The sequence below is a fragment of the Bradyrhizobium sp. Ai1a-2 genome, from assembly GCF_000426245.1.
GTDB lineage: Bacteria > Pseudomonadota > Alphaproteobacteria > Rhizobiales > Xanthobacteraceae > Bradyrhizobium.
Genome location: NZ_AUEZ01000061.1, coordinates 1 through 23,809 on the forward strand (window position 1 = coordinate 1; position 23,809 = coordinate 23,809).

The following is a 23,809-nucleotide window of genomic DNA, read 5'->3' on the forward strand; positions in this document are numbered from 1 at the left end:
CTGAATCGGATGGCCGGCGTGAGTCCTTCGGCAAAAACCTTCACGACCAAACAGGGGCAATACCTCGCTTTTATCCACCTCTATACGAAGCTGCACCGCAGGCCTCCGGCAGAAGCCGACATTAGGGAATATTTCCGCGTCAGCCCGCCTTCGGTTCATCAAATGGTGCTGACGCTGGAACGAGTTGGACTCATTAAAAGGCAGCAAAGGACAGCTCGCAGTATCGAGGTCCTCGTCGATCCCAAGTGTCTGCCGGAACTTATCTGACCACCTCAATCCAATCCGTCAAAATCACTGTGCGGAGCCACTAGGTCGTGATGCGTTTTGGTTGAATCGGCCCGTCCACGCGTTCACCTCCCCCGCTTGCGGGAGAGGTCGGCGCGTTAGCGCCGGGTGAGGGCTCTCTCCCCACGCTCGAACAGCGTGAATCGCGGAGAGACCCCCACCCCAGCCCTCCCCCGCAAGCGGGAGAGGGAGCCCAGCAGCGATCGCGGATGCAATTCAACCTGATCTCTTCGCTTTAGCCCGGACGCCCATCGTTGTGCCATAGCCAGACTGTGAGCGGGCGGGTGCGTCCTCGGATCAGCGTCTCGCTGGGACCGGTGAGCGTGCCGCTCTCGAACAATGCCGATGCTGGTCCGGCCCGTTGCAGCAGGTCATCGCTGAGCGCGAGCGCCACGCCAAAGTTGGCCGCAACCTCCATCAGACGGCTCGCCACGTTCACGGTATCGCCGGTCGCGGTGATGTGCTGATAGCTGCCGCCGAGCCGCGAGGCGACGATCGGCCCGAAATGCGCGCCCACCTTGAAGCCGGTTCGCGTCGCGATCGAGGGCGACAACGAATTGATCCATTGCGCCACCCGATTGCAGAGCGTGACCGCGCAGTGTGCGGCCTTGCGCGCGTCGTCCGGGGCGGCTCCCGGCAGGCCGAACAGGATCATGGCGCCGTCGCCGAGGAAGCTCGTGATGATTCCGCCATGCGCCTCGACCTCGTCGTCGACGAGGGTGTGAAAATCCTTCAGCAGTGCGAGCCCCGCGTCGATATCGAGCGTCTCGCTCAATGCCGTGAAGCCCGAGAGATCGATGAAGATGACCGCCGCATCCTGGTGCTGCGGCTCGAGCAGGAACGCCGGATTGCCGGTCAGCCATTTGTTGAGCGCCGGCGCCTGGAACTGCTGCAACAGCTCGCTCTTGACGGCGAAATATTGCGCCTGCCGCCGGTTGAGCCAAAGCTGGATCGACCCGAACAGGATCGCCGGCGGCGCGGCGGCGGCAATCGGCAATGCTGCGCTGAGCCAGATGCCGTGCGAAAATGCGACGTCATTGGCGACAGCCCAGATCGCAACCAGCGCCGCGATCGAGAGCAGGCCGGCCGCGCTGCGCCGCCATGCCAGCAGGCCGACCACCGCCAGCGTCAGCACTACTGCGAGGATCGCGTCGGCCAGGCGTGTCGAACGATCGCGCAGGATACCGCCGCCGGTCATCAGGTGATCGATCGCAGTCGCGACGATCTCGACACCAGGCATCACGGGATCGAACGGCGTCGGAAACACGTCGCCGCCGCCCGTCACCGTCGCACCGATGACGACGATGCGGTCGCGGATAGCCGCTGGCGCGACGTCACCATCCAGCACCGACGCGGCGCTTACCGTCGGCACCGTGCCGCGCGGGCCGTAATAGGCGAGAGGCAGCACATGATCGATGTCGGTCGGGATGTTCTGACCGGCGAGGCGAACGCTGTCCGCCTCGATCACCGGATCGCGGCCTGAAGCCAGCGCCGCGACGCGCAGCGGAAACGACAACTCGACCTTGTCTCTGGTGCGGACCAGCAACGGAATGCCGCGTGGCGTGCCCGATTTGTCGGTGGTCAGGTTGACCACGCCGACATCAGCATGTTCCGCGAACGCAGGAAGCGGGCGCAGGAATTTCTCCGCCCGCGGCAGGCGCGCGAGCGGGCTCTTGTCGTCCGCCTCCAGGATCTGGATCGCATCGGGAAACACGGCGGCAGCGGCAATAGCGGAGGGGCGCTTTCCGAGCGCTTGTGCGAGCGCGGCGTCGCCGCCATCCTTGCCCTGGTCGAGCAGCAAGAGGTCGACTGCGATCGCGCGCGGTGCGTTACGGGCAATCGTCTCGATGATCGCGGCGAGATCGGCGCGCGGCAGCGGATAGCCGCCTCGCTTGGCGACCGTCTCATCGTCGATGGCGACGATCGTGACGAAATCGGGCGCCGCGCGCTCACCGCGTGCGAGCAGGCGCAGGTCGGTCAGCGCGCCTTCGGCGCGATCGAGGAATTGAACGCCGCCGTTCCAGTGGCCTATTCCCAGCGCGGCTGCCCAGACGAGTGAGAGCAGAAGCGCGATTGATGTTTGAGGAATCCGGCCGCTTACCAAGGATCATTGCCCGAGGCGCGCGAGCAGCGCATCGACGCGCGCCTGGCCCCAGCGCTTGACTGCCAGCGGCTCGTTTCCCGGATCGACATCGACGCCTTCGCCCGGACCAAGCACCACCTGGTTGCCGCCGCGCGGCCGGCGCACGGCGACCCGGCCCTGCAGCACGAGCACCGATGTCCTGGCCTCCTGTACATCGACCGCCCATTTGGTCCCGCGCACGGCGGCAATCGCTTGTGGCGTGTTGACGCGAAAACGATTCTTGCCGGGCTGCTTGGGCGCGTCGAGGAGGAGTGCCTTGCTCTGCAGATCGACGGACGTGGCGCTGCCATCGTGGCCTTGCAGCGTGAACCTGGCGCCATCTTCGGCGACGATGATCAGGCCGTCATGGCAGCGCAAAATCTGCGTTGCTCGCGGGCCCGCCTCCGACGGGCATGTCGAGGCCATCGTCTGCGCTGCCGCAGGCTGGATCGCAAATGTTGTGCAGATGATCGCCAGGCTCGCAAGCCGCGCGAGCGCTCCCGCAATGTCCCGGTGCAAAACGCTCCCCTCGCCAAAATAGTCGGTCGCTGCAATGTCGCTCTTTGAAACTTACACTATGTCCAGAAAATGTCTGCCCGGGTCCGGTGCCAATGGCACGAGCCGACGCGGCGCTTCGTCATGCACAAAGTCATGCCCAAAGTCGCGTCACAGGGGCGTGATGTCAGGGGCGCGCTGAGGCGGGCTCGCGGGGGCGCTTGGGCGCGATGGGAACCTGCCGATTTGTCCCGCCGGCTCGCTCAGTCCGGCGTGAACAGCGCCTTGCCGCGGTTCTTCTGCGCGACCGCCACCGCTTCGGGGATTTGCGAAAAACGGTAGGTGCCCGCGACCGGCGCGCTGATCGCGCCCGAGGCCACCAGCGGCGCGAGGTGGTCATACATCGCGGTGACGTGCTCGGCGGTGGCGCTGTTGAACCAGTTGGCGAGCCAGAAACCGCGTATCGCGATGTCGCGGAAGATGAAGGGCTGGGCAGGGCCGACGAAGGGCTTGCCGCTAATTGCGCTGTAAAACACGAGTATGCCCTTCGGCGCCAGGCACGTAATCAGGTTCATCGTCGCGGTATCGGCGACGCCATCGATGGCGAGCGCGATCGGCGCGCCGCCGGTCTCGGCAGCGACGCGCTTGTTCAGATCGGGACCGTCGACCAGCACGACGTCGCCGCCGCTCGCCTTGAGATCCGCCACGACCTCCTCGCGCCTAACGACATTGACCGTCTTCAATCCAAGCGACTTCGCGATTCCGATCACTGCGCGACCGACGCCGGAATTGGCCGCGTTCTGGATCACCCAGGCGCCGGGAGCCAATGTGACGAAATCGGTCAGCAACAGGTAAGCCGTTGCCGGATTGATGCCGAGCATCGCCAGTTGCAACGGATCGCCGTCGGGGAGCGCCCGCAACCAACTGGCATCCGCCTTGATGCGTTCCGCCCAGGCCGGCGAGGGATAGGGGATCAGCGTACGGTCGCCTTGTTTGAGATGCGTGACGCCACGACCCACCGCCACGACGCGCCCGACACCCTCCGTTCCCACAACGCTCGGCAGTTTCGGCCGGTAGCCATAGCGGCCCGAGATCATCAGGAGGTCGCTCATGTTGATGGGCGAGGCCTCCAGCGCGAGCACGACTTCGCCGTCGCCGGGGGCGCCGACATCCGGAACGTCGACGAGTTTCATCACCTCGGCCGGGTTGCCGAACGCCTCGATCTGGATCGCCTTCATGGGAGTGCCTCCAAATTATATACTACATAGTATATAACGGGGAGGCGCTGTCAAGAAAGCAGCTTCATCGCCTGGTCGAGCGTGGCGCGGACGCGCGCCGCGTCCGGGGCGTCCTTTGCCAGCACCATGAGCCCCTGATAGATCGCCATGATCGTATGCGCGACCGCATCGGGATCGAAGTCGTCGGCGAACTGGGCACGGTCGGCCCGCAGGCGGTCGCGCAGCAATTGCTCGAGCTTGCGGTTGAAGGCCTGGATCCGCTTCCGCACCTCCTGTTCGGCCACGCCGTCGACGGAGGTATTGACGGAGAGGCAGCCGCGGCTGCCCTTCACGCCCGAACAACGAGGCACGAAGCCGGTCAGCCAGCGCTGGATGGCCTCGCGCGCGGAGGGCCCGTCATTGATGATGTGCTCGGCCTTTTCGACGATATAGGCGTGGTAGCGGTCGAGCACCTTCAGGAACAGCGCGTTCTTGTCGCCGAAGGCGGCATAGAGGCTCGGCTTGGTGAGGCCTGTCGCTGCGGTGATGTCGTCGAGCGATGTGCCCTGAAAGCCGTTCTGCCAGAACACGTCGCGCGCGAGGTCGAGCACTTCGTCGGGATCGAAACTGCGCGGTCTTGCCATGCCGTCTATCTACGCGTTGGCACGGGCTTCGCCAAGCTCAGCCTGCGCCAGCGACCGGCGGCGCCGCCGCCTGTCGGCGGAACAGGATGCGTTGGTAGAACCAGCCGATCGCGACCAGCACAACGCCGAGGCACATGAAGGACAGCGCGCGGTAGACGCCCGTGAGCTGCGACATGTCGATCACGAACGCCTTCACGATGGTCAGCGCGATGACGGCGGCCGAGGCCATCCGCGCGCGCTGCGAGCCAACGACGATGCCGATCCCGAGCAGCACGACGCCGAATGCCAGCCAGGCGATCGAATAGGTGTATTGCTCGGCGCCCGTGGTCGGGCCATGCGACAGCACCGGGCCGTGGTAGAGCCGGCGGATTTCGAAGCTGACATAGGTGAGCGCGAGGATCAGCGCGCCGGCCGCGAGCGTGTTGCCGTAGGCGGCCGGGCGCCGTCCGGCGACCGCATAGGACAACAGCAGCGCCAGCACCGCGGGCAGGGCATAGCCGAGCAGAAGCAGGTTGATGAAGCTGCCGCCGACATTGATCGGCCACAGGATCGGCGTCTCCAGCAGCATCAGGCCGAAGACCGCGGCAAGACCGGCGAACACCGTCAGCAGCACCGCGCTGATGTTGTGCACGATGCTGGCCGTGCGAATGCGCAGCCGTTCCAGCCCGATCGCCATCGCCAGCGCCGTGCAGACCTGCAGCGCGACCTCGGTGAGGCCGGCGCTGTTGCGGTAGACGTCGCCCTGGTTGACGGCGTGGCGGATCTCCATGAAGGCGAGCAGGACCGTGAACAGGATCGCAGCCGATTCCACCGCGCGGAGCGACGCATCGTCGCCGTTGCGGCGCAGGAAGATGCTGGCTGCCCAGAACGAGGCGGCGGGAATGCCGTAGCCCCACAACAGCCAGTTGAAGATCGGCGTGGTGCCGACGGCATCGCCGACAATCCGCGGCTCGTAGCCGATGCGCAGCACCACGATGCCGGCGAGGATCGCGGCCAACTGGCGCAGGAATGGAATTGGCCGCTGCAGCGAGATCCAGGCGGTGCCGAGCGACATCAGCGCCAGCGCAATCGTGAGCCAACCCTTTTCCAGCGCGAAAGTGAGCGCAAGCGCCAGCGCGGCGAGCGTGCCTGTCGCAAACAGCGCGATCGAGGCCGAATGTCCGGGCCGATCCTCGCGCCTGGTCAGGAATTCGGTCGCGGCGGCGAAGGCCGCGGCGAGCAATACCGCGAGGATCGCGAACGGGATCGAGCGGTCGAGCTGCGCGATCCGGGCGTAGAGCGCGACCAATACCGCCAGCGGTGTGAAGGTGGCGGCCGCAGCCCACTGCACGGTGATCGCAGCCTCGGTGAAGCGGCGCTGCGCGAGGAAGCCGCTCACGCCGAACATGCCGGCGAAGATCGCCGCCGTGGTCAGGTGCAGCGAGACCGAGCCGTCGGTGGCGTTCGGACCGATGCCGGGCAGGGGGCCGCCGGGCAAAACCAGCATGTCCGGATTGCCGCGCACCGCCCATTCCGCGAACACGATGAACACGAACAGCGCGGCTGCGCAGATGGCCGCGGTGGCCGCCGGCGTGCGCCAGGCAACGAACAGACTGCCGGCGACCAGGAGGCCGAAGCTGATCAGCGCCGGGTCGGCGTGAAAGCTGTTCAGCACGATCAGCAGCGCGCCGAACAGATAGACGATCAGCGAGCCCGATGAGATCGGCTCGACCTGTTCGCCCTCCGCCTCCGGTCCGAACATGAAGCCGCAGACGACCAACAGCGCCGCGAGGATGAATCCGGCGATGACATGGAAGGCGTGCGGTCCGATCATCGACGGCCCGCATTGCAGGCACGGAAAGGTCCAGAGCAGCGCGAACACGACCGTGGTGACGGCAAGCCAGCGCCACAGCCGGATTCGGGCGAGGCCGAACGACGCCGCGGTGACGATCGCAAGATAGATGTAGAGCGCCCAGAAATCCGGCTTTTCGGATGAAACGAGGATCGGCGTGGCGAAGGCGCCGACGACGCCGAGTCCGGCCAGCGCCGGCCCATGCAGCAGCGCTGCGGCGAGCGTGCCGAGCGCGACCAGTCCGAGCAACACGAAAGCGGTAGCGGGCGCGAGGAAGTCGTAGAGCGCGTAGGCCGCATAGACGGTCGCGAATGCCACGGACGTTCCGGCGGCGGTGAGGATCGCCGGGATATTGGCTGAGAGCAGCGGTGCGATCGTGGAAATGCTTTCCTTGCGCCGCGTCCATTCACCGGCGCCGAGCAGCGCCAGCGCGAACAGGCCGCCGAGCATGGTGCGCACGCCGGGCCCGAGCAGGCCGGCCTCGATCGAATAGCGCACCATGAAGAAGCCGCCGAGCGCCAGCGTCAGGCCGCCGAGCCACACCACCCATCGGGTGCCGATGGTTTCCTCGAAGCCGGGTTGTGACGGCGGCAGCGGGGGTGGCGCGGGCGGAGTGCCGGATGGCGCGTCAGGTTCTGCAGCTTGCTCGGCCATCCCGGGTGCGGCCTGGATGGCCTCGGGCGGTAACGGCGGAGGCATGGCCGCAGACGGCGGCGAGGTCGCAGGCGTGGGCTCGTGCTCCGGGGCGAGTGGCGGCGGCGATGCCGGCCGTGCCGCCGTGGCAGTCGCAGTCTCGAGGGCGTCGAGCCGCGTGCGCAGTGCGGCCACCTCGTTCATTGACTTCAGCGCAAACGCAAATGCGACGATCGCAATGACGAAAACAATGAACTCCAGCATCAGGCCTCCAGGCGGGCGCGCGAGGGGCGTAGCCAATCACGTCCGCGGTCGTCGCAATCCATTGAGTGGAGGTTGAGCCGCAAAAAGTTCAATCATCAAAGCGGCAATTCCGCGCGGCTCACTCCAGGTCGACCCGGAACGGCTGGTTTTCGACGCTCATCGCGCCCGGCCCGATCTCGTCGAGCGCGCGGACCATCCGGCCCTGCCGCCCGAGCGCCTTGTCGGCGAGGCTCACCATCAGCCGGTTCGGCGACGCGATCGGGGAGGCGGCGCGGATTTGGCGTGCGATCGCGACCTCGTCGCGGTGCGGATTGAGCGCGCAGGCGGCGGCGAATGCGCTCGCCGTCGAGCGGCTGATGCCGGCATAGCAGTGCACCACCATCGGGGCGCTGCGGTCCCAACTCCGCACGAAGTTCAGGACTTGCTCGATGTGCATTTCCGACGGCGCGATGAAGCCGTCCATCACTTCGGTGATGTCGTCAACCTGCACGCGCAGATGGTTGGCCTCGAGCACGGAGAGCGGCCGCTGCACCTGGGCGACGTTGGCCATCACGGTGAGGATGTGGCTGGCGCCGGTCAGTCTTACGGTTTCAGGAAGCAGGGCGAGCGAGCAGACGTGAAGCATCATGGTCCTTGGGCAACGTGGTCACGCCCAATTATAGCCGCTGCCGTAGGGTGGGCAAAGCGCAGCGTGCCCACCATGCTTCCACGATTTCGCTTCTGGAACGGTGGGCACACTGCGCTTTGCCCACCGACTATTCCCCCCTCACTGCGGCCAATCCTTGTAGAGGGTGATTCCGATCATGATCATCGAGCCGACTGCGACCACCAGCGCGCAGACAAACGGCAATTGTTCCAGCACAGCGACAACTGCCGTTCGCCCGCCAGGAGTTCTCTTCATATGCGCAAAGCGCCAGCCTGCCACACCCATTCGGACAACTCCGTTTGGCCCCCAGCAGCGGCGGTCTGACTCTATCAACGCGAAGCGCTCGCGGAGCTATAGCCAATTCGGGTGTAACCCTGGATCAAGGTGAAGGAACCCTTCAGCCCTGCCGTCAGTGCAACCGCTGATTCGCCGGGTCGGCGCACATCTGTTCGATAAGGGGACGCGCGGCCGCTTTTGCCTACCTTACCAGATTACGCCGCCACCGCGTTGAAGCGTTCGAGGAACCGCTTCTCGGCTTTTGCCGCGGTCCAGGGTGTCAGGTAGTCGCGCTCGGTCGCCTCGGGCAGTGTGGGATCGCGGCCGAACAGGCGCCTGGCTTCGGCTTCCGAGAATCCCGCAAGGCGGGTTGCTTCGAGAAAGGCGGCGCCGCGGTCGGCGGCCTTGATCTGCTGCGTGATCTCGTCGGCCAGCATCGCCGGCAGGCCGAAGCGGATGTGGATTGCGGAGAGCAGGCGCTTCTCCACTGTCTTGTAGTCGCCGCCGAGCACCGCCTTGAACGGCGAGATCATGTCGCCGATGACATATTCCGGCGCATCGTGCAGCAGCGCCGCGCGCCGCACGCCGACATCGATGCGCGGGGTCTGTTGCCGCATCACCGCCTCGACCAGGAGCGTATGCTGCGCGACCGAGAAAATATGCGCGCCGCTGGTCTGGCCGTTCCAGCGGGCGACGCGGGCGAGCCCGTGGGCGATGTCGGCGATCTCGATGTCGAGCGGCGAAGGATCGAGCAGATCGAGCCTTCGCCCGGAAAGCATGCGCTGCCAGGCGCGCGTGTCAGCTTTCGCGGCCTGCGATCTTTTGCCGGTCATTTCACTTTGAAACGGAGGCTGCGATGCTTGCCGCCGCAGCTCTCGTGGCAGAAGCAGGTGACGAGATGGTCGTTGACGATGCCGGTCGCCTGCATGAAGGCGTAGACGATGGTCGGGCCGACGAACTTGAAGCCGCGCGAGGCCAGCTCCTTCGAGACCTTGATCGACAGCGGCGTCGAGGCCGGCACGCTCGCCGTGGTCTTGAACTCGTTGACCTTGGGCCGGCCGTCGACGAAATCCCACAGGAATTTCGAGAAGCCCGGACCTTCTTCCATGATCTTCAGATAGGACTTCGCGCTCGCAATCGTGCCCTCGATCTTGGCGCGGTTGCGCACGATGCCGACATCGTTCATCAGCGCGTGGACCTTCTTGGCGTTGTAGCGCGCGATCTTCTCGGGCTGGAAGTCGTCAAAGGCTTTGCGGAAATTCTCGCGCTTGCGCAGGATCGTGATCCAGGAGAGGCCGGCCTGGAAACCGTCGAGGATCAGCTTCTCGTAAAGCGCGCGGTCGTCATATTCCGGCACGCCCCACTCCTCGTCGTGATAGGCGACGTAGAACGGATCTTCGCCCGGCCACGGGCAGCGAATCTTGCCGTCGGGATGCAGTTGCGCAGTGCGGCTCATGCGACGGTCTTTTTCGGCGCGGCGCGCACGACGTCAGGCTCGGCGAGCCTCAGACCGAGGCCGCCGGCGGAAAGCGAAAGCCCGGCATCGAGCGCGTCAGCGACGCGGTCGGTGCGGATCAGCGCCAGTCCGTTCTGTCCGGCGGACGAGCCCATGGTGCCAACCTGCTTGTCGCCGGCCAGGATCGTGGCGCCCGGCTCGGGCGAGAGATCGTCCAGGATGATCTTGACAGTGCGCGTGCGCGCGGTGCCGCGATGCTGCATCCGCGACACGACTTCCTGGCCGACATAGCAGCCCTTGTCGAAATCGACACCGCCAAGGCGGTCCATGTTGGTCTCGTGCGGGAAAGCATCGCCATAGCTGAAATCGAGCCCGCCGCGCGGGACACCATTCGCAATGCGGTGCGCCTCATAGGCGGCACTGTCGACGAGGTCGGCGCCGATGAGACCCGCGACCCTGGCTTTCAAGTCTTCGGGCACCAGGATCCGGAAGCCCAGCGCGTCGTTGCGGGGATCGGCGAAGCAGAGGTCGGGCTTCGTCGCCGGCTCGCCGTCCCAGGCCGCCAGCACACCCAGCCCGTCGGACAGATTCTCGACCGCGACCTTTGCGCGCAGCTTGTAGAAGCGCAGCTTGTCGGTCAGCGCTTGCGCGAGCGCGCGCGGCACGTCGATCAGGAAGCCGCCGCCATGCCCCGCCGGCGCCTCCGTGATCAGGAAATCGACGATGATCTTGCCCTGCGGGGTCAGCAGCGCGCCGAACCGGCCCGCGCCCGGCTTGAGGTCGGTCAGGTCTGACGTGACGAGGCCGTTGAGAAAGTTGCGGGCGTCCTCGCCCGTCACCTTGACCACGCCCCGATCGGGTAGAAATGCTGCTGTCATGCGGCTTTATTCGGCCCTTTTCCAAGGTTCCTTTGGGAAACGGAGCTAGCCGATATCCCCTGCGAAGTTAAGGCGCTAAACTGCGCCGAACAAGGCCCGGCAGGCACCTTGAACACGGGCGCGAGGAGCGATGAATCAGCATTTTGACACCATTCTAAAATCCGGCACCGTGGTCAATCAGGACGGCGAGGGTGTCCGCGACATCGGCATCAGGAGCGGCCGCATCGCCGAGATCGGCGGCCTGAACTGTGATTCCGCCGACGAGGTGATCGACTGCAAGGGCCTGCACGTCCTGCCCGGGGTGATGGATACCCAGGTGCACTTCCGCGAGCCCGGCCCGACCCACAAGGAAGATCTCGAGACCGGATCGCGCAGCGCGGTGCTCGGCGGCGTCACGGCCGTATTCGAGATGCCCAACACCGATCCGCTGACGGTGACGGAATCCGCCTTCATCGACAAGGTGAAGCGCGCCCATCACCGCATGCATTGCGATTTCGCCTTCTTCATCGGCGGTACCCGCGAGAACGTGCAGGACCTGCCGGAACTCGAACGCGCGCCGGGCTGCGCCGGCGTCAAGGTGTTCATCGGCTCCTCGACCGGCACGCTGCTGGTCGAGGACGACGATAGTCTGCGCCGCATCTTCAACGTGATCCGCCGCCGCGCCGCGTTCCACGCCGAGGACGAATACCGCCTCAACGACCGCAAGCCGCTCAGGGTCGAGGGCGATCCGCGCTCGCATCCGGTCTGGCGCGACGAGGTCGCCGCGCTGATGGCGACGCAGCGGCTGGTCAAGCTCGCGGATGAGACCGGCAAGCGCATCCACGTGCTGCACATCTCGACCAAGCAGGAGATCGATTTCCTGCGCGACCACAAGGATGTCGCGTCCTGCGAGGCGACGCCGCATCACCTCACCATGGCGGCGCCGGAATGCTACGAGCGGCTCGGCACCCATGCGCAGATGAATCCGCCGGTGCGCTCGGCCGACCATCGCGAGAGGATCTGGTACGGCATCGAGCAGGGCATCATCGACGTGCTCGGCTCCGATCACGCCCCGCATACGCTGGAAGAGAAGGCGAAGACCTATCCGGCTTCGCCCTCGGGCATGACCGGCGTGCAGACGCTGGTGCCCCTGATGCTCGATCACGTCAACGCCGGCCGCCTGTCGCTGGCGCGCTTCGTCGACCTCACCAGCGCCGGCCCGGCGCGGCTCTTCAACATCGCCTGCAAGGGCCGCATCGCGGCCGGCTATGACGCCGATTTTACCATCGTCGATCTGAAGCGCAGCGAGACCATCACCAACCAGTGGATCGCCTCGCGCGCAGGCTGGACGCCCTATGACGGGATGCGCGTCATCGGCTGGCCGGTCGGCACGTTCATCCGCGGCAAGCGGGTGATGTGGCAGGGCGAAGTGGTGACGCCATCGCTGGGCGAGCCGGTGCGGTTTTTGGAGACGTTGAAGGCGTAGCCCCGGCGTCATGCCCGCGCAGGCGGGCATCCAGTACGCCGCGGCCTCTCGGCTTGATCGCGACTGTCTCTGGAATACTGGATCACCCGCCTTCGCGGGTGATGACGGCGGATTATGCGGAAACGATTACTGCCGCGCCAGCGTCAGCGAGAACTCGCCGTTGCGCACGCGCGCCGGCAGCCCCTCGACGAACTTCGCCACCGCCTCTTCCCCATAGGTGCCGACCAGTTCGGCAAGCGCGGCGAACAGGCTCGCCTGCGCGAGGCAGTCGCCATCGATGCCGTCATGGCGCGCTTCGGCCCAGGCCTCGTTGAGGTAGCTGAGCGCGGCCTGCTTCTGCTCGTGGTCAGGCAGGGGGTCGCGGGCAATCGAAAACGCTGGAATGCGCATGAAACTCACAGGGCATGTTGGCGCGATTCACGGCGAATCACGTCATGCACAAAGCTGTAGCATGCAGATTGGGCACGCCTAGGCCACTTCTTTAGGAAGGGTTAATGCCGGCGTGTAGGGTAAATCGCTCAATTGGCATAGCGCGCGGTCAGGTCGCGCGAGATCTTCGAACCTTCCTCGACGTAGCGGCGGATTGCCACGACGGCCGCCGGCGTACAGCTGCGGTAGGTCTGCTGGAATCCGTTATAGCCGCGGTTGAAGCCCGCGATCATGCGGGCGCGGCGGTCGCCGGAGGGGGTTTCGGCGTCGATCAGCGCCTGCATCTCGTTGCGCCATTTGGCGCCTTCGTTGCTGCCGCAGATGCCGCGCAGATAGTGCAGGGTGCCGAGAATTTCGGCGAGCCGCTGCAGGTCGCCGTCAAACGGCGCCGCGGCATCCTCCGCCCGCGCGGGCGAGAGATTGCACGCCGTGACGAGGATGAGGGCGGCCAGGAGAACTTTCGACATGGCAGCGTCATATGCCTGTGGATTGTGCTGCAGGCAAGGCGCCGGGACCTGCCCATAGGGCTTCAAATCAGCCGCCGGGCGGCCTGGATCACCTCCTGCAGTCCGCCGGTGACCTTGAGATCGCCGATCGCCTCCGGCTCAAGCCATTTGAAATCGTCGTGTTCGTCGTTCAGGTGGGGGTCCTGCGCCACCCATCGCGCCGCAAACGACAAGATCAGATAGTGCCCGCCGCCGGTCGGCCCGGGCAGCACCTCGCGCCAGCCGGCCAGAGCGACAATGTCGATCCGGAGTCCGGTCTCCTCGTCGACCTCCCGGTGCAGCGCCGTATGCAGGGATTCGCCGAATTCGACCCGGCCGCCCGGCAGCGAATAGAACCCCTTGCCGGGCGATCGTGCACGGCGGACCAGAAGCACCTTGCCGTCGCGAAAGATCGCGCCGGAAACGGCAAGCTGAGGACGGGCAGGCAGGGCGGGGGAGGTCAAGAGGCGATCCAAAACCGGGGAAACCGGTACCGATCATGCCCGATTGGCGGCGAAAGGTCTAACCGCCAGGTTCGTCAAGCCCGGCTAAGACCATGTTTCAGCTACTCGCTCGCCATGATCCGTTCGATGTCGGCCTCCGTGCCGCCATTGATGATGCCGCCGGCGAGTGCGACCAGCGGCTTGACCCAGATCGTGGCCTGCTCGGCCAGCTTGGCACGGGTCTTGTCCTGGTGCACCTTGCCCATCGCGGTGCTCACCGCCGTCAGGATCGAGGTCATGGTTGTCGTAATGTTGTCGAACTCGGCGCGGGTCGTGGGATCGGCCGCTTCATAGGCCTCGATCGCGAGGTCGCGCGCCCTGAAGTTGGAGGCCGTAAAATGTTCGGCATAGGACATCGGGCGCCAGCTCATGAAATCCTCGGCACATTCCGGCATATCCGGAATCATCTCGAGCAGCATGATGGCTTCGTTGAAGTGATTCAGGTAATCGGTGGCAAGCCCGGTGCGCGGATTGATGTTGGCGGCACGCAATGCCGCCGCCCGGGCCTCGTCCGGGCCCGCCGGTCGCGGGGTCTGGCGATCGGACATGGAAGTCATCCCGCCCCGAGCATTTCGGTTCTGATTGAATCAGAACCGAAATGCTCGGGATTCTTGTTTCGACGCGTTTTCTTCACGCGAACCGGTGTCCACTTCGCTTGAAAACGCTCCAATGTTTGACAGCGGCGGTTAAAAGGTCCTGAACGAGTACTTAGTTCTCCCGGATTATGTGCGGACGCTTCGTCATCACCTCGCCGCCTGAGGCAATCAGGCTGCTCTTTGGCTACGCTGAGCAGCCCAATTTCCCGCCGCGGCACAACATTGCGCCGACCCAACCCGTTCCCGTGGTGATCCTCGAGAACGGCGGCCGGCATTTCCGGCTGATGCGCTGGGGCCTGGTGCCCGCCTGGGTCAAGGATCCCCGTCAGGTCGGCCTCCTGTTCAACGCCCGCTCGGAGACGGTGCTGCAGAAGCCCGCCTTCAAGAACGCGATCCGGCGTCGTCGCTCGCTGATCCCGGCCGACGGCTATTATGAATGGCACGACGAGGGCAGCCGCAAGCGGCCCTATTTCATCTATCGCCGCGACAGGCAGCCGGTCGGCTTCGCCGCGCTGGCGGAGACCTGGATGGGCCCGAACGGCGAGGAGATCGATACGGTTGCGATCATCACCGCACCGGCGAGCGCCGACCTGGCGAGGTTGCATCACCGCGTGCCCGTGACGATCTCGCCTGAAGCTTTCGAGCGCTGGCTCGATTGCCGCAACGACGAGGTGTCGCTGGCGATGCCGCTCTTGAAGGGCCCAGCGGTCGGCGAATTCGCCTGGCATGAAGTTTCGACGCGGGTCAACCACGCCGCCAATGACGATGCGCAATTGGTGCTGCCGATCACGGACGAGGAGCGCCCGGCCGAAGCGCCGAAGCCGAAGCGGACGACACCGCGCAAGGCGCCGCCGATGGCGGAAGACGATGACGGGCAGGGGAGTTTGTTTTAGGGGATCGTAGGATGGGCACGCTGCGCTTTGGCCACCGTACGACTCACCGAAAAATATTCAGCGCCGCGTATTGCACGAGCATGATGGTCTTGGCGTCGACGATGCGGCCGTCTGCGATCATCGCGAGCGCTTCATCGATCGACAGTTCTAGCACCTCGATGTCCTCGCCTTCGTGTGCAAGTCCGCCGCCGTCGCCGACCCGCATCGAGGAATCATATTCGGCGACGAAGAAATGCAGTTTCTCCGTCACCGAGCCCGGGCTCATATAGGCCTCGAACACCTTGTGGACGTGATGAAGCCGGTAGCCGGTCTCTTCTTCCGCTTCGGCGCGGATCCGGTTCTCCGGGGTTTCGTCGTCCAGCATGCCCGCGGCCGCTTCGATCATGAAATCGTCATGGCCGTTGATGAAGGGAGGCAGGCGGAATTGCCGCACCAGCACCACGCTGCGCGCGGCGAGATTGTAGGGCAGCAGCGTCGCGGCATTGCCGCGGTCGAACACCTCGCGGCTCAGCGTCTGCCAGGCACCGTCGCTGCGGCGGTAGTCGAAGGTCACCGACTTCAGCACGTAGTGCGCGTCCGAAAGGATGCGGACGTCCTTGACGCGGATACGGTCGGAGATGCTCACGGGTGCCTCGGGCTACGGTGTCGGTTCGCGGCCATCGAGCCATTTGGCGTAGAAGATACGCTTCTGCTCGAAATAGCCGAGCGATTCATAGAAGGCTTGAACCTTGCTGTTGTCGGGTCGCACCATTAGCTGGATTTTTTCGATGCCGCGGGCACGAAGCCAGTCTTCAGCCGCTGTCATCATCGCCTTGCCAAAACCCTTGAAGCGGTGATCGGGATCGGACGCGACGTAATAAACCCAGCCGCGATGGCCGTCATGGCCAACCAGCACCGACGCGACGATATCGCCGTCGTGCCGGCCCAGCAGCACCGTCGAATTACTTTCCTTGCGCGCGAGCGCGATGTCTGCGGCCGGATCGTTCCATGGCCGCGCCGTGCCGCAACGTTGCCACAGCGCGACGACGTCGCCGACGTCAGCGTCTTCAATTGGCTTGATCGTCAGCGTCTCGTGGGTTGAAGCGTTCACAGCACTTTTCCAGGATTCATGATGCCGAGCGGATCGAGCATTGCCTTGATGCTGCGCATCAGTTCGATCGCGACCTTGTCCTTGACGTCGGGCAGTTCATCGCGCTTGAGCACGCCGATGCCGTGCTCCGCCGAGATCGAGCCGCCCATCCGCAGCACGATGTCGAACACGACAGCGTTGACCTCGTGCCAGCGGTCGAGGAAGTCCGCGCTGTCACCGCCGATCGGCTGGCTGACATTGTAGTGGATGTTGCCGTCGCCGAGATGGCCGAACGGCACCGGCCGCGCGCCCGGGATCAGCTTGACCACCGCCGCGTTGGCCTCCTCGATGAAGGCCGGGACCGCGGCGACCGGCACCGAGATGTCATGCTTGATCGAGCCGCCTTCCGGCTTCTGCGCCGCTGACATCTCGTCGCGCAATTTCCAGAACGCCTGGCGCTGGCTCAAGTTCGCGGCGATCACGGCGTCGTCGACGATGCCGTCTTCCATGCCCTCGGCGAGGATGACTTCCAGCGTATCGCGCGCATCGTCGCGCGGCGAGGAAAGCTCCATCAGCACATACCAGGGGTGCTTGCTCGTAAGCGGATCGCGGATGTCGATGCCATGGCGGATCGAGAAATCTACCGCGATGTCGGCGAGCAGCTCGAAGCTGGTCAGGCTGCCGGCGGCTTCGGTTTGCGAGATCGACAGCAGCTTCAAGGCATCCGCCGGCGATTTCAGCCCGACAAAGGCGGTCTCGATCGCGCGCGGCTTCGGAAACAGTCTGAGCGTCGCCGCGGTGATGATGCCGAGCGTGCCCTCCGCGCCGATGAAGAGATTGCGCAGGTCGTAGCCGGTATTGTCCTTTTTCAGTTTCGACAGCGCGTTGAGCACGCGCCCGTCGGCGAGCACCACTTCGAGCCCGAGCGCCATCTCGCGCGCCACGCCATACGCCAATGCAGCGGTGCCGCCGGCATTGGTCGAGAGGTTGCCGCCGATGGTGCAGCTTCCCTCGGCGCCGAGCGAGAGCGGAAACAGCCGGTCGACATCGCTGGCGCGCTGCTGCGCCACCTGCAGCACCACGCCGGCCTCGCAGGTCATGGTGTTGGAGGCGGTATCGATCTCGCGGATCTTGTCCATCCGCCGCAGCGAAATCACCACCTCGCCATGATGCGGCGTCTGTCCGCCGACCAGGCCGGTATTGCCGCCCTGCGGCACCAGCGCGATGCGATGCGCCGAGGCAAGCCTGCAGATCGCGGCGACCTCCGCGGTCGAGCCCGGCCGCAGCACCAGCGGCGAGCGACCCTGGAACAGGTTGCGCTCCTCGACGAGGTAGGGCGCGATGTCGGTGGCGTCAGTCACCGCATATTTGTCGCCGACGATGGCGCGGAACTTGTCGATCAGTTCCGGCGGAAGCTGCGGCGCTGGCGGCTCTGCGATGTTCATCCCGGTCTCTTTCACTCCGGCCGCCTTCATTCGCGGCCAACGGCTGCGCGGCGCAGCCGGTCGTTGATGGCTTCGCCCAGGCCTTCACCCGGAATGGGCATTACCGCGATCGCACGCGCGGCCCTGGTGTCGAGCGCGCGGAGATAGCCGAACAGATTGGCGGCGGCCTCGGCAAGATCGCCTTCCGCCGACAGATTCATCACGGCGGCCGCCGAATCAACCCCCGATATGTTCAGGGGCCCAAACGCCAGGAGCGCCTCTCCCGGCTCGATCCTGTCGGCGTTGAGTCGCACGCGCGTGCGCGGGGCGTAGTGGGAGGCAAGCATGCCCGGCGCGAGCGGCTTGCCGCCGTCGCCCGGCGCGAGCGGCTGGCCGTTGTCGCTTTCGGCGTCCGCCGGCAATTGATCGAGCCTGTGGCCGAGCACGCGCTCGATCTCGGCGCGCGGCAGGCCGCCCGGCCGCAGCAGCGTGGCGCGGTCGAAGCAGCCGACGATGGTGGATTCGACCCCGACCTCGACCGGGCCGCCATCGACGATCAGGTCGATGCGCCCCGACAGGTCGCTTACGACATGCTCCGCCGTGGTCGGCGAGACATGGCCGGAGAGGTTGGCGGAAGGCGCCACCACCGGCCGGCCGAGGGCGCGCAGGATGTCGCGGGCAATGGCGTGGGCGGGCACGCGCACCGCGACCGTATCGAGCCCCGCGGTCGCAAGCTCCGCCACCGGGCAGTCTTCCGTTTTCGGCAGCACCAGCGTCAGCGGCCCCGGCCAGAACACTTCCGCGAGCGCGGTCGCCACCGCGTCGAATCGGGCGATTCGGCGTGCGGCGGCGAGATCGCTGACATGCGCGATCAGGGGATTGAACGCCGGCCGCCCCTTGGCCTGGTAGAGGTGGGCAATCGCGGTCGCGTTGGTGGCGTCGGCGCCGAGCCCGTAGACGGTCTCGGTCGGGAACGCCACCAGGCCGCCTTCGGCGAGTACGCCGGCCGCCGCGGCAGTCGTGGCTGTTCCGGCCGGCAAGATCCGGGTTTTCAGGCTGGTTTTCACTGTGACTAAAATCCTCGAATGCGCTGCTTGCGGTCGCTCAAGCCCGACGCTATAAGCCGCGTTCTCAGTCGGAGTGTGGCTCAGCCCGGTAGAGCACTGCGTTCGGGACGCAGGGGTCGCAGGTTCGAATCCTGCCACTCCGACCATTATTTCAATGACTTATAATTTCGGCATTCCGGCGGCGCAACGAAATGCGCAACCAAATGGCCTCTTAGCGGCATCTCCACCGCAGATTTCGGACGATTTTCCAGCCTCGGAGACCCCGTGCGGGCCGCGGTCTGGGCAAGTTGAGATTGATGGGATTTCGAAGGGGCGCTCGGGAATCAGGTTGCCTAATCGCATCTGGCGGGGCCAGCGTCCCGATGAGCCGCGGGCTTCCCGGGTCCGCAGGCCACCGCAATCGACCGCCCTCTGAAACCGGTTACTTTTCCGGCGCCCGCAGCAGTATGGCGTGGGCGTGCATGTCGCCGGCGAGGCTAAGCGCCACGACCCATGGTGTGCTCACCTTGCCGTGCATCAGGCACAGATTCACGGGAATATTTGCGACGGTCATGTTGGCGTTTTCGGCGAGCGTAAAGAACGTCGCGCCGGGCTCCAGCGTCTTTTGCCAGACATCCAGCAATGTCTGCGAGGCCTGGTGGCCGGTCAGGGTAACGTCCTTGGAAGAGATGCCCTGGCGTTGCAGGAGGCGGCTCACGGCCTGCGGCGCCGTTTGGCCACCGAAGGTGCCAAAATGCTTCAGACCCGATTCGGTGACGTGGTAGTAGGGACCGGTCCAGTTCTGGGCCTGCGGATTCGGGTCCGAGACCCCGGGTTCAAACCGTACCTGGCGACGGTCGCCGATCAGAAACATATCGCCGAAATTCTGCTCCTGGGCGATCACCTCGGTATCCACCAGACGCCAGCGCGGTTGCTGCTCCGGCGCTGCCACGCCTACCACCGCAGCGGCCGCGCCGTCGGCCGCGCTCACCGACTGCGGCGTGTGGTAATCCATGATGGTTGTCCAGCCGCCGCCGATCGCGACCAGGATGTTGCGCGCACGTCCGGCGCGGATCATGGCGTCGGCCAGTGCCACGCCGACATTGAAATTGCTGAAATCATTTGCCAGCGGAATCGTCAGCGTCCTGTCCGAGAGCTTCAGATCTCGCGTCAGCGCGAACAAATCCGGCGGTACGAAATAGGTATTCGGAGAGAGGCTGCCCATGACGATGTCGATCTGGCTGATGTCCAGGCCAGCATCGGCAATCGCTGCGCGTGCAGCCGGCACGAGGATATCGAGCACGGTCTGGCCCTCGGCCAGCACATGGCGCTTGTCATAGCCCGTGAATAGACCCTGTCCGTCAGGATGGTGCTCACGGAGCCAATCGAAGATCCTGTCGTCGTTGGTGCGGATGTCAGCCGGCAGATTTTGGGCCATGCCGATAATGCCGATGCGGCTTTCAGTCATGCGGGCCACTCCGGATCAGGCTAAGCCGAGACGATGCAGGACGATATCGGCAGTCTCCAGCGCGCCCTCGGCCCATGTCTGGTTGGTCGAGTACGCTTCACCGCAGATATAACAGGGAAAGTTCGCGACGGGCTGGGTCATGTGCTCGAGCATCTCTGCCGAGTTGTAGTTGACGTTCCAGAGATGCACGCCGCCGCCATACGGATCGCGCGACCAGTCCATATAGGCGGCATCGGTCGGCTTCGGCGCGCTCTCAATGCCGTGCATCTGCAACAGCTGGCGGTGCAGTTCGTCCACCATCGGCTGCGTGGCCTTGTGCGCGTCCCAATTTGCCTGCAACCGCTTGGAGAACTCGTCCGTCTGAAGTGACGACGCAAGCGGACTTGGGGCTCGGTTGAATGTCGGCAGCGCGCGCAGCACTGGCGCGCCCAATTGCAGGCCGGCCCTCTGCACGTCCGCGATGGTGTCGAGACCAGCCCAGAAGTCGACGTTCAGGAGGTCGTCATAAGCCATCACGAGGCCGCGCTCGCCGGGCTTGGGCACGCCACCACCGTCCGAACCGGCAGGCCAATAATAGCACTGCCGCAACGGCAGGTCCGTGAGTGATCGGCCGCTGGAAACCCCTGCCGCCTGCCACCAGCTCTCGGGATACAGCAGAAAACACTTGAAGAGCGGAATCGCGCGGACCGAGGCGAGGTCGTGTCGGAATTGAGTGTTCCTTGAGTCAAGTACCTCGCCCTCCGGCCGCAACAATTCGATCGCGCGACGGGGCATCGCAAGCACGATGGCGCGAGCGGTAATCTTGCGGCCATCGCGCAAATCAAGCTGTACGCCCTTCGATCCGTCGGCGAGCTCAACGCCAACAAAGCCATCCAGCCAGCAGTTGAATTCGATTTCGCCTCCGGCGTCGCGGAATCTCTGCTGCAATTGCCAGGGCACCGCCTCGTAGCCCTCGTTCACCATCCGGTACTCGACACCCTCCGCAAAATCGAAAAATTCGGTGATGAGGTCGAGCGCGTTGGTGTTGCCGCCCAGGCAGTCATAGCCGACGGTCGTGCGCGCAGCGTTGTAGCCGTCCGGACTGATATACTTGGCCAGCAGGTTCCAGAATGCGTGCTGCCACAGCGGCAGGCCGTCGATCTTCTGGTCCAGCAGGTATTGCCGGAGCTGGCCGCTTTTGAGCTTGTCGGGGATCTCCGGCATGAGCTTGATCAATTCCCGCGTGATCAGCTCCGCCGGACTGGCACCCGTTTGGGCCGCGAGCCACTCGGCCTCGGCCGGGTCGAACCAGTAGGGGAGCACGTCCGGGTCGCCAAGCTGTGACGTGCGCAGAAGCTGGCCGCGCAGGAACGCAATGTTGTTTGAGACGTCCACGATCTGCTTATGGATCGGCAGCTTGAGTACGTTCTCGACCAGGTCTTTCATCCGCGTTTGCGCGGGGCTGACGTAGCGCATGCCGCCGATCTCGGCGGTGGTGTCGGGCATATGCGGTGAGCGGGCAGAGAGCAGCCGGCCACCGATGCGATCACTGCCCTCGAACAGCTTCACCCTGAGAGGGCCACCGCGCGCGCTGGCCCAGTTCGCCGCCAGGCCGTCGCCGAGCGCCGACGTCATCAATCGCCAGCCGGTATAGATGCCGCCGACGCCGCCGCCGACGATCGCAATATCGAGATCCGGTTGTTGCTGCATTTGGTTCGCCCCCTCGAAGCCGTAAAATTCAATCGGCGATCGCCGTCGTGGGCCAATAAGGCTTGCTCCAATACGGCGGCGCCGCCTTCGGATCCACTTTCGCGACGATCACCTGTGGCCGTCCGGCAGCAGCACCGCGCAGCGCCGCTTCCCAGGCCGGGGCAAAATCGGCCGGCTGTTCGACGTCATACGCTGCGGCGCCAAGACCTTCCGCAACCTTGCGCAGGTCGGGGTTGCCCAGGGGATACGAAAACGGAACGGGATCAGGAAGAAATGCGTTCATGCCCTGGGAAACCATGTTCAGGTCATTGTCGTTGAGCACGACCCAGATGGCGCCGATCTTGTTCTGAGCGGCTGTGCTGATTTCACCAAGATGCATGAGCAGCGCGCCATCGCCGACCAGCGCGACACAGAGCCGATCAGGTCTGCCACAGCGCGCACCGACCACGGCGCAGACCGCAAAGCCCATTGGGCCCATGGCGAGTGCGCTATGCATTTCGCGCCCCTCAGGCACGATCATGTAGTGCATCGACCAACCGACACAGTTGCCGCTGTCGATGAATACCATCGCACCGGGAAGATCTTCGTTCTGCAGCAGATGGTCGTTCAGCAGCTGACAGAGCGCCGCCGGATGGAGCGTTCCCGACGTCCGTGCGTCGTCCGGGGGTGAAACGACCGGCGAATGGTTTTCCCTGATCTCCGCGATCTCCTTGCCGCGCGCCGCAACGGCGGCGGGATCGTGCGGGAAGGCCGGCGCCTGATCCCACAGCGCGCGAATGAAGGCGCCTGCTTCCGCAACGATGCCATCGGTGACCGGAAAGCCCCGGCCGATCACCGACTGGTCGAGGTCGACCTGCAGGAACGGCCCCTTGGGCACCAGCATCGGATTCCATTTGTAGGTAGCGAGCTCGCCAAGGGAGGAGCCGATCACCAGCAGGGCGTCATGCGCCGCGGCGTTGGTTGCCGGGTCGATCATCCAGTATTGCGGCCAGAGGCAGCCGGCGAAGCCGTAGGCACGCAGCGAAAGTCGATGCGTCTCTGGAAATGCGCCCTTGCCGTCCGAGGTGGTGATGACCGGGATGTTCCACCATTCGACCAGGCACCGCAACGCCCGCGCGGTCGCCGGATCGCGCAGCGCCTCCCAGCAGCCATTGCCGAGCAGAATGAGCGGGCGCTTGGCCGAGCTCAGCACCTCGAGCGCACGGCGGACCCCATGCTGGGGCGCGCCTACCGGCAGGCAACGATAGGCTTCCGGGCTCTTCGGCGGCCGCGCGGAGACGTAGAGACCCGTTTGAGCGTCCGCGGCGGCAATGTTGTCGGCGATACCAAGGTGCACGGCACGACGGGGGATCGACAGCATGGATCGCAGCGCTTGCTCGACCAGGATCGGCATGCTCGAGGCATCGGGGATATCGGCGCTGTAGCGCGTGGCGGCGGCATAGATGTCACGCACATTGAGCCCACAATCGGTGCCTTCCTGCAGATAGCCGCGGCCGAAGAACTGCTCCGGCACTTCGCCGGTGAGCGTCAGCACGGCCGAGCCGTCGAATTGCGCGTTCATGGTACCGGTCAGCGCGTTGGTCGCGCCCGGGCCGCTGGTGACCAGCACCACGCCGGGTTTTCCGGTCGCTCGATAATATCCGTCCGCCATATAGGCGGCGCCGGTCTCGTGCCGGGTGATGATGTATCTGAATTCGTCGCGGTCATGGATGCGCTTGAGCAGATGCATGACGCCGGCGCCGGGAACGCCAAAAATGGTCGTGGCATCCTCGAGCGCCAGATAGTCCAGCAACTGATCCGCAACACTAGGCTTCGTTGATGCCGGCATCGTTTCCCCCGTTCGCAGAGCCCGCTTCTGCGGTTCAGCTGCGACCCCAACAACTATTAATTGTGTTTCCGATTCAAGCTACGTGGAGTTTACTATGTAAATCGCTATGGAAACCAGCCCTGTTCGTTCCGACAATCAAATATTTTCTTATCCAGACAGGTCGATGA

Annotated in this window: 24 protein-coding genes and 1 tRNA gene; 4 read left to right on the top strand and 21 right to left on the bottom strand. The window is 65.0% G+C overall.

Annotation, left to right across the window (positions count from 1 at the left end; all coding sequences use genetic code 11):
- The first annotated feature begins 9 nt into the window (after positions 1–9).
- Positions 10–267: a MarR family winged helix-turn-helix transcriptional regulator gene (locus K288_RS0130585; protein WP_027582977.1), complete on the top strand. Its 258-nt coding sequence runs from the start codon at positions 10–12 to the stop codon at positions 265–267.
- A gap of 253 nt (positions 268–520) precedes the next feature.
- Here the strand turns inward: K288_RS0130585 and K288_RS0130590 are convergent, their stop codons facing one another.
- From K288_RS0130590 to K288_RS0130635, 10 genes are all read right to left on the bottom strand, one after another.
- Entirely contained in the window at positions 521–2,389 is a 1,869-nt protein-coding gene (locus tag K288_RS0130590; RefSeq protein ID WP_027582978.1) for an adenylate/guanylate cyclase domain-containing protein, read from the bottom strand.
- A 3-nt stretch (positions 2,390–2,392) separates the two neighbouring features.
- Entirely contained in the window at positions 2,393–2,833 is a 441-nt protein-coding gene (locus K288_RS0130595; RefSeq protein WP_084799825.1) for a FecR family protein, read from the bottom strand.
- Positions 2,834–3,165: 332 nt separating this feature from the next.
- Positions 3,166–4,140 carry a zinc-dependent alcohol dehydrogenase family protein gene (locus K288_RS0130600; RefSeq protein WP_027582980.1) on the bottom strand — a complete coding sequence of 325 codons (975 nt, stop codon included), beginning with the start codon at positions 4,138–4,140 and terminating at the stop codon, positions 3,166–3,168.
- 50 nt (positions 4,141–4,190) lie between these two features.
- Complete coding sequence (locus K288_RS0130605; RefSeq protein ID WP_027582981.1) at positions 4,191–4,763, bottom strand: TetR/AcrR family transcriptional regulator; 573 nt, start codon at positions 4,761–4,763, stop codon at positions 4,191–4,193.
- 37 nt (positions 4,764–4,800) lie between these two features.
- Complete coding sequence (locus tag K288_RS0130610; RefSeq protein WP_027582982.1) at positions 4,801–7,491, bottom strand: DUF2339 domain-containing protein; 2,691 nt, start codon at positions 7,489–7,491, stop codon at positions 4,801–4,803.
- Between the two features lie 118 nt (positions 7,492–7,609).
- Positions 7,610–8,116 (bottom strand): protein-tyrosine phosphatase family protein, encoded by a 507-nt coding sequence (locus K288_RS0130615; RefSeq protein ID WP_027582983.1) that lies wholly within the window; start codon positions 8,114–8,116, stop codon positions 7,610–7,612.
- Positions 8,117–8,257: 141 nt separating this feature from the next.
- On the bottom strand, positions 8,258–8,422 hold the full coding sequence (locus K288_RS54255) for a hypothetical protein (RefSeq protein WP_201449746.1): 165 nt from the start codon (positions 8,420–8,422) through the stop codon (positions 8,258–8,260).
- A gap of 206 nt (positions 8,423–8,628) precedes the next feature.
- Positions 8,629–9,246: an HD family hydrolase gene (locus tag K288_RS0130625; RefSeq protein WP_027582984.1), complete on the bottom strand. Its 618-nt coding sequence runs from the start codon at positions 9,244–9,246 to the stop codon at positions 8,629–8,631.
- Positions 9,243–9,869, bottom strand: coding sequence for a DNA-3-methyladenine glycosylase I (locus tag K288_RS0130630; RefSeq protein WP_027582985.1), 627 nt, complete (start codon positions 9,867–9,869; stop codon positions 9,243–9,245). Before K288_RS0130630 ends, K288_RS0130625 begins: the two co-directional genes overlap by 4 nt.
- On the bottom strand, positions 9,866–10,747 hold the full coding sequence (locus K288_RS0130635; RefSeq protein WP_027582986.1) for a folate-binding protein YgfZ: 882 nt from the start codon (positions 10,745–10,747) through the stop codon (positions 9,866–9,868). Before K288_RS0130635 ends, K288_RS0130630 begins: the two co-directional genes overlap by 4 nt.
- Positions 10,748–10,877: 130 nt before the next feature.
- On the opposite strand from K288_RS0130635, the gene K288_RS0130640 reads away from it, so the two are divergent.
- Complete coding sequence (locus K288_RS0130640) at positions 10,878–12,212, top strand: dihydroorotase (RefSeq protein WP_027582987.1); 1,335 nt, start codon at positions 10,878–10,880, stop codon at positions 12,210–12,212.
- 126 nt (positions 12,213–12,338) lie between these two features.
- Here the strand turns inward: K288_RS0130640 and K288_RS0130645 are convergent, their stop codons facing one another.
- From K288_RS0130645 to K288_RS0130660, 4 genes are all read right to left on the bottom strand, one after another.
- On the bottom strand, positions 12,339–12,602 hold the full coding sequence (locus K288_RS0130645; protein WP_027582988.1) for a hypothetical protein: 264 nt from the start codon (positions 12,600–12,602) through the stop codon (positions 12,339–12,341).
- A 128-nt stretch (positions 12,603–12,730) separates the two neighbouring features.
- A complete protein-coding gene (locus K288_RS0130650; protein WP_027582989.1) occupies positions 12,731–13,108 on the bottom strand; it encodes a TIGR02301 family protein in 378 nt (125 codons plus the stop codon).
- A gap of 62 nt (positions 13,109–13,170) precedes the next feature.
- Complete coding sequence (locus tag K288_RS0130655; protein ID WP_027582990.1) at positions 13,171–13,590, bottom strand: NUDIX hydrolase; 420 nt, start codon at positions 13,588–13,590, stop codon at positions 13,171–13,173.
- Positions 13,591–13,691: 101 nt separating this feature from the next.
- Complete coding sequence (locus tag K288_RS0130660) at positions 13,692–14,177, bottom strand: hypothetical protein (protein ID WP_027582991.1); 486 nt, start codon at positions 14,175–14,177, stop codon at positions 13,692–13,694.
- A 176-nt stretch (positions 14,178–14,353) separates the two neighbouring features.
- Between K288_RS0130660 and K288_RS0130665 the strand changes: the two genes are divergently transcribed.
- Complete coding sequence (locus K288_RS0130665) at positions 14,354–15,118, top strand: SOS response-associated peptidase (RefSeq protein ID WP_027582992.1); 765 nt, start codon at positions 14,354–14,356, stop codon at positions 15,116–15,118.
- Between the two features lie 43 nt (positions 15,119–15,161).
- Here the strand turns inward: K288_RS0130665 and K288_RS0130670 are convergent, their stop codons facing one another.
- Genes K288_RS0130670 through K288_RS0130685 form a run of 4 tightly spaced genes read right to left on the bottom strand, consistent with a single transcriptional unit; the run spans position 15,162 to position 18,678 of the window.
- Positions 15,162–15,743 (bottom strand): NUDIX domain-containing protein, encoded by a 582-nt coding sequence (locus K288_RS0130670; RefSeq protein ID WP_027582993.1) that lies wholly within the window; start codon positions 15,741–15,743, stop codon positions 15,162–15,164.
- A 12-nt stretch (positions 15,744–15,755) separates the two neighbouring features.
- On the bottom strand, positions 15,756–16,208 hold the full coding sequence (locus K288_RS0130675; RefSeq protein ID WP_027582994.1) for a GNAT family acetyltransferase: 453 nt from the start codon (positions 16,206–16,208) through the stop codon (positions 15,756–15,758).
- The gene (locus K288_RS0130680; RefSeq protein WP_027582995.1) at positions 16,205–17,632 is read right to left on the bottom strand and encodes an FAD-binding oxidoreductase; all 1,428 of its coding nucleotides are present in this window, start codon (positions 17,630–17,632) and stop codon (positions 16,205–16,207) included. The genes K288_RS0130675 and K288_RS0130680 overlap by 4 nt, the downstream gene beginning before the upstream one ends.
- A gap of 26 nt (positions 17,633–17,658) precedes the next feature.
- Positions 17,659–18,678, bottom strand: a complete 1,020-nt coding sequence (locus K288_RS0130685; RefSeq protein WP_027582996.1) for an L-threonylcarbamoyladenylate synthase — start codon at positions 18,676–18,678, stop codon at positions 17,659–17,661.
- A gap of 69 nt (positions 18,679–18,747) precedes the next feature.
- Between K288_RS0130685 and K288_RS0130690 the strand changes: the two genes are divergently transcribed.
- Positions 18,748–18,824: transfer RNA gene (locus tag K288_RS0130690), tRNA-Pro, on the top strand.
- A gap of 275 nt (positions 18,825–19,099) precedes the next feature.
- Here K288_RS0130690 and K288_RS0130695 read toward each other — a convergent pair.
- The 3 genes from K288_RS0130695 to K288_RS0130705 are packed head-to-tail and all read right to left on the bottom strand — an operon-like array spanning position 19,100 to position 23,642.
- The gene (locus K288_RS0130695) at positions 19,100–20,125 is read right to left on the bottom strand and encodes a hypothetical protein (RefSeq protein ID WP_027582997.1); all 1,026 of its coding nucleotides are present in this window, start codon (positions 20,123–20,125) and stop codon (positions 19,100–19,102) included.
- A 15-nt stretch (positions 20,126–20,140) separates the two neighbouring features.
- On the bottom strand, positions 20,141–21,814 hold the full coding sequence (locus K288_RS0130700) for an FAD-dependent oxidoreductase (protein WP_027582998.1): 1,674 nt from the start codon (positions 21,812–21,814) through the stop codon (positions 20,141–20,143).
- Between the two features lie 28 nt (positions 21,815–21,842).
- Complete coding sequence (locus K288_RS0130705) at positions 21,843–23,642, bottom strand: thiamine pyrophosphate-binding protein (RefSeq protein ID WP_084799819.1); 1,800 nt, start codon at positions 23,640–23,642, stop codon at positions 21,843–21,845.
- Between the last annotated feature and the right edge of the window lie 167 nt (positions 23,643–23,809).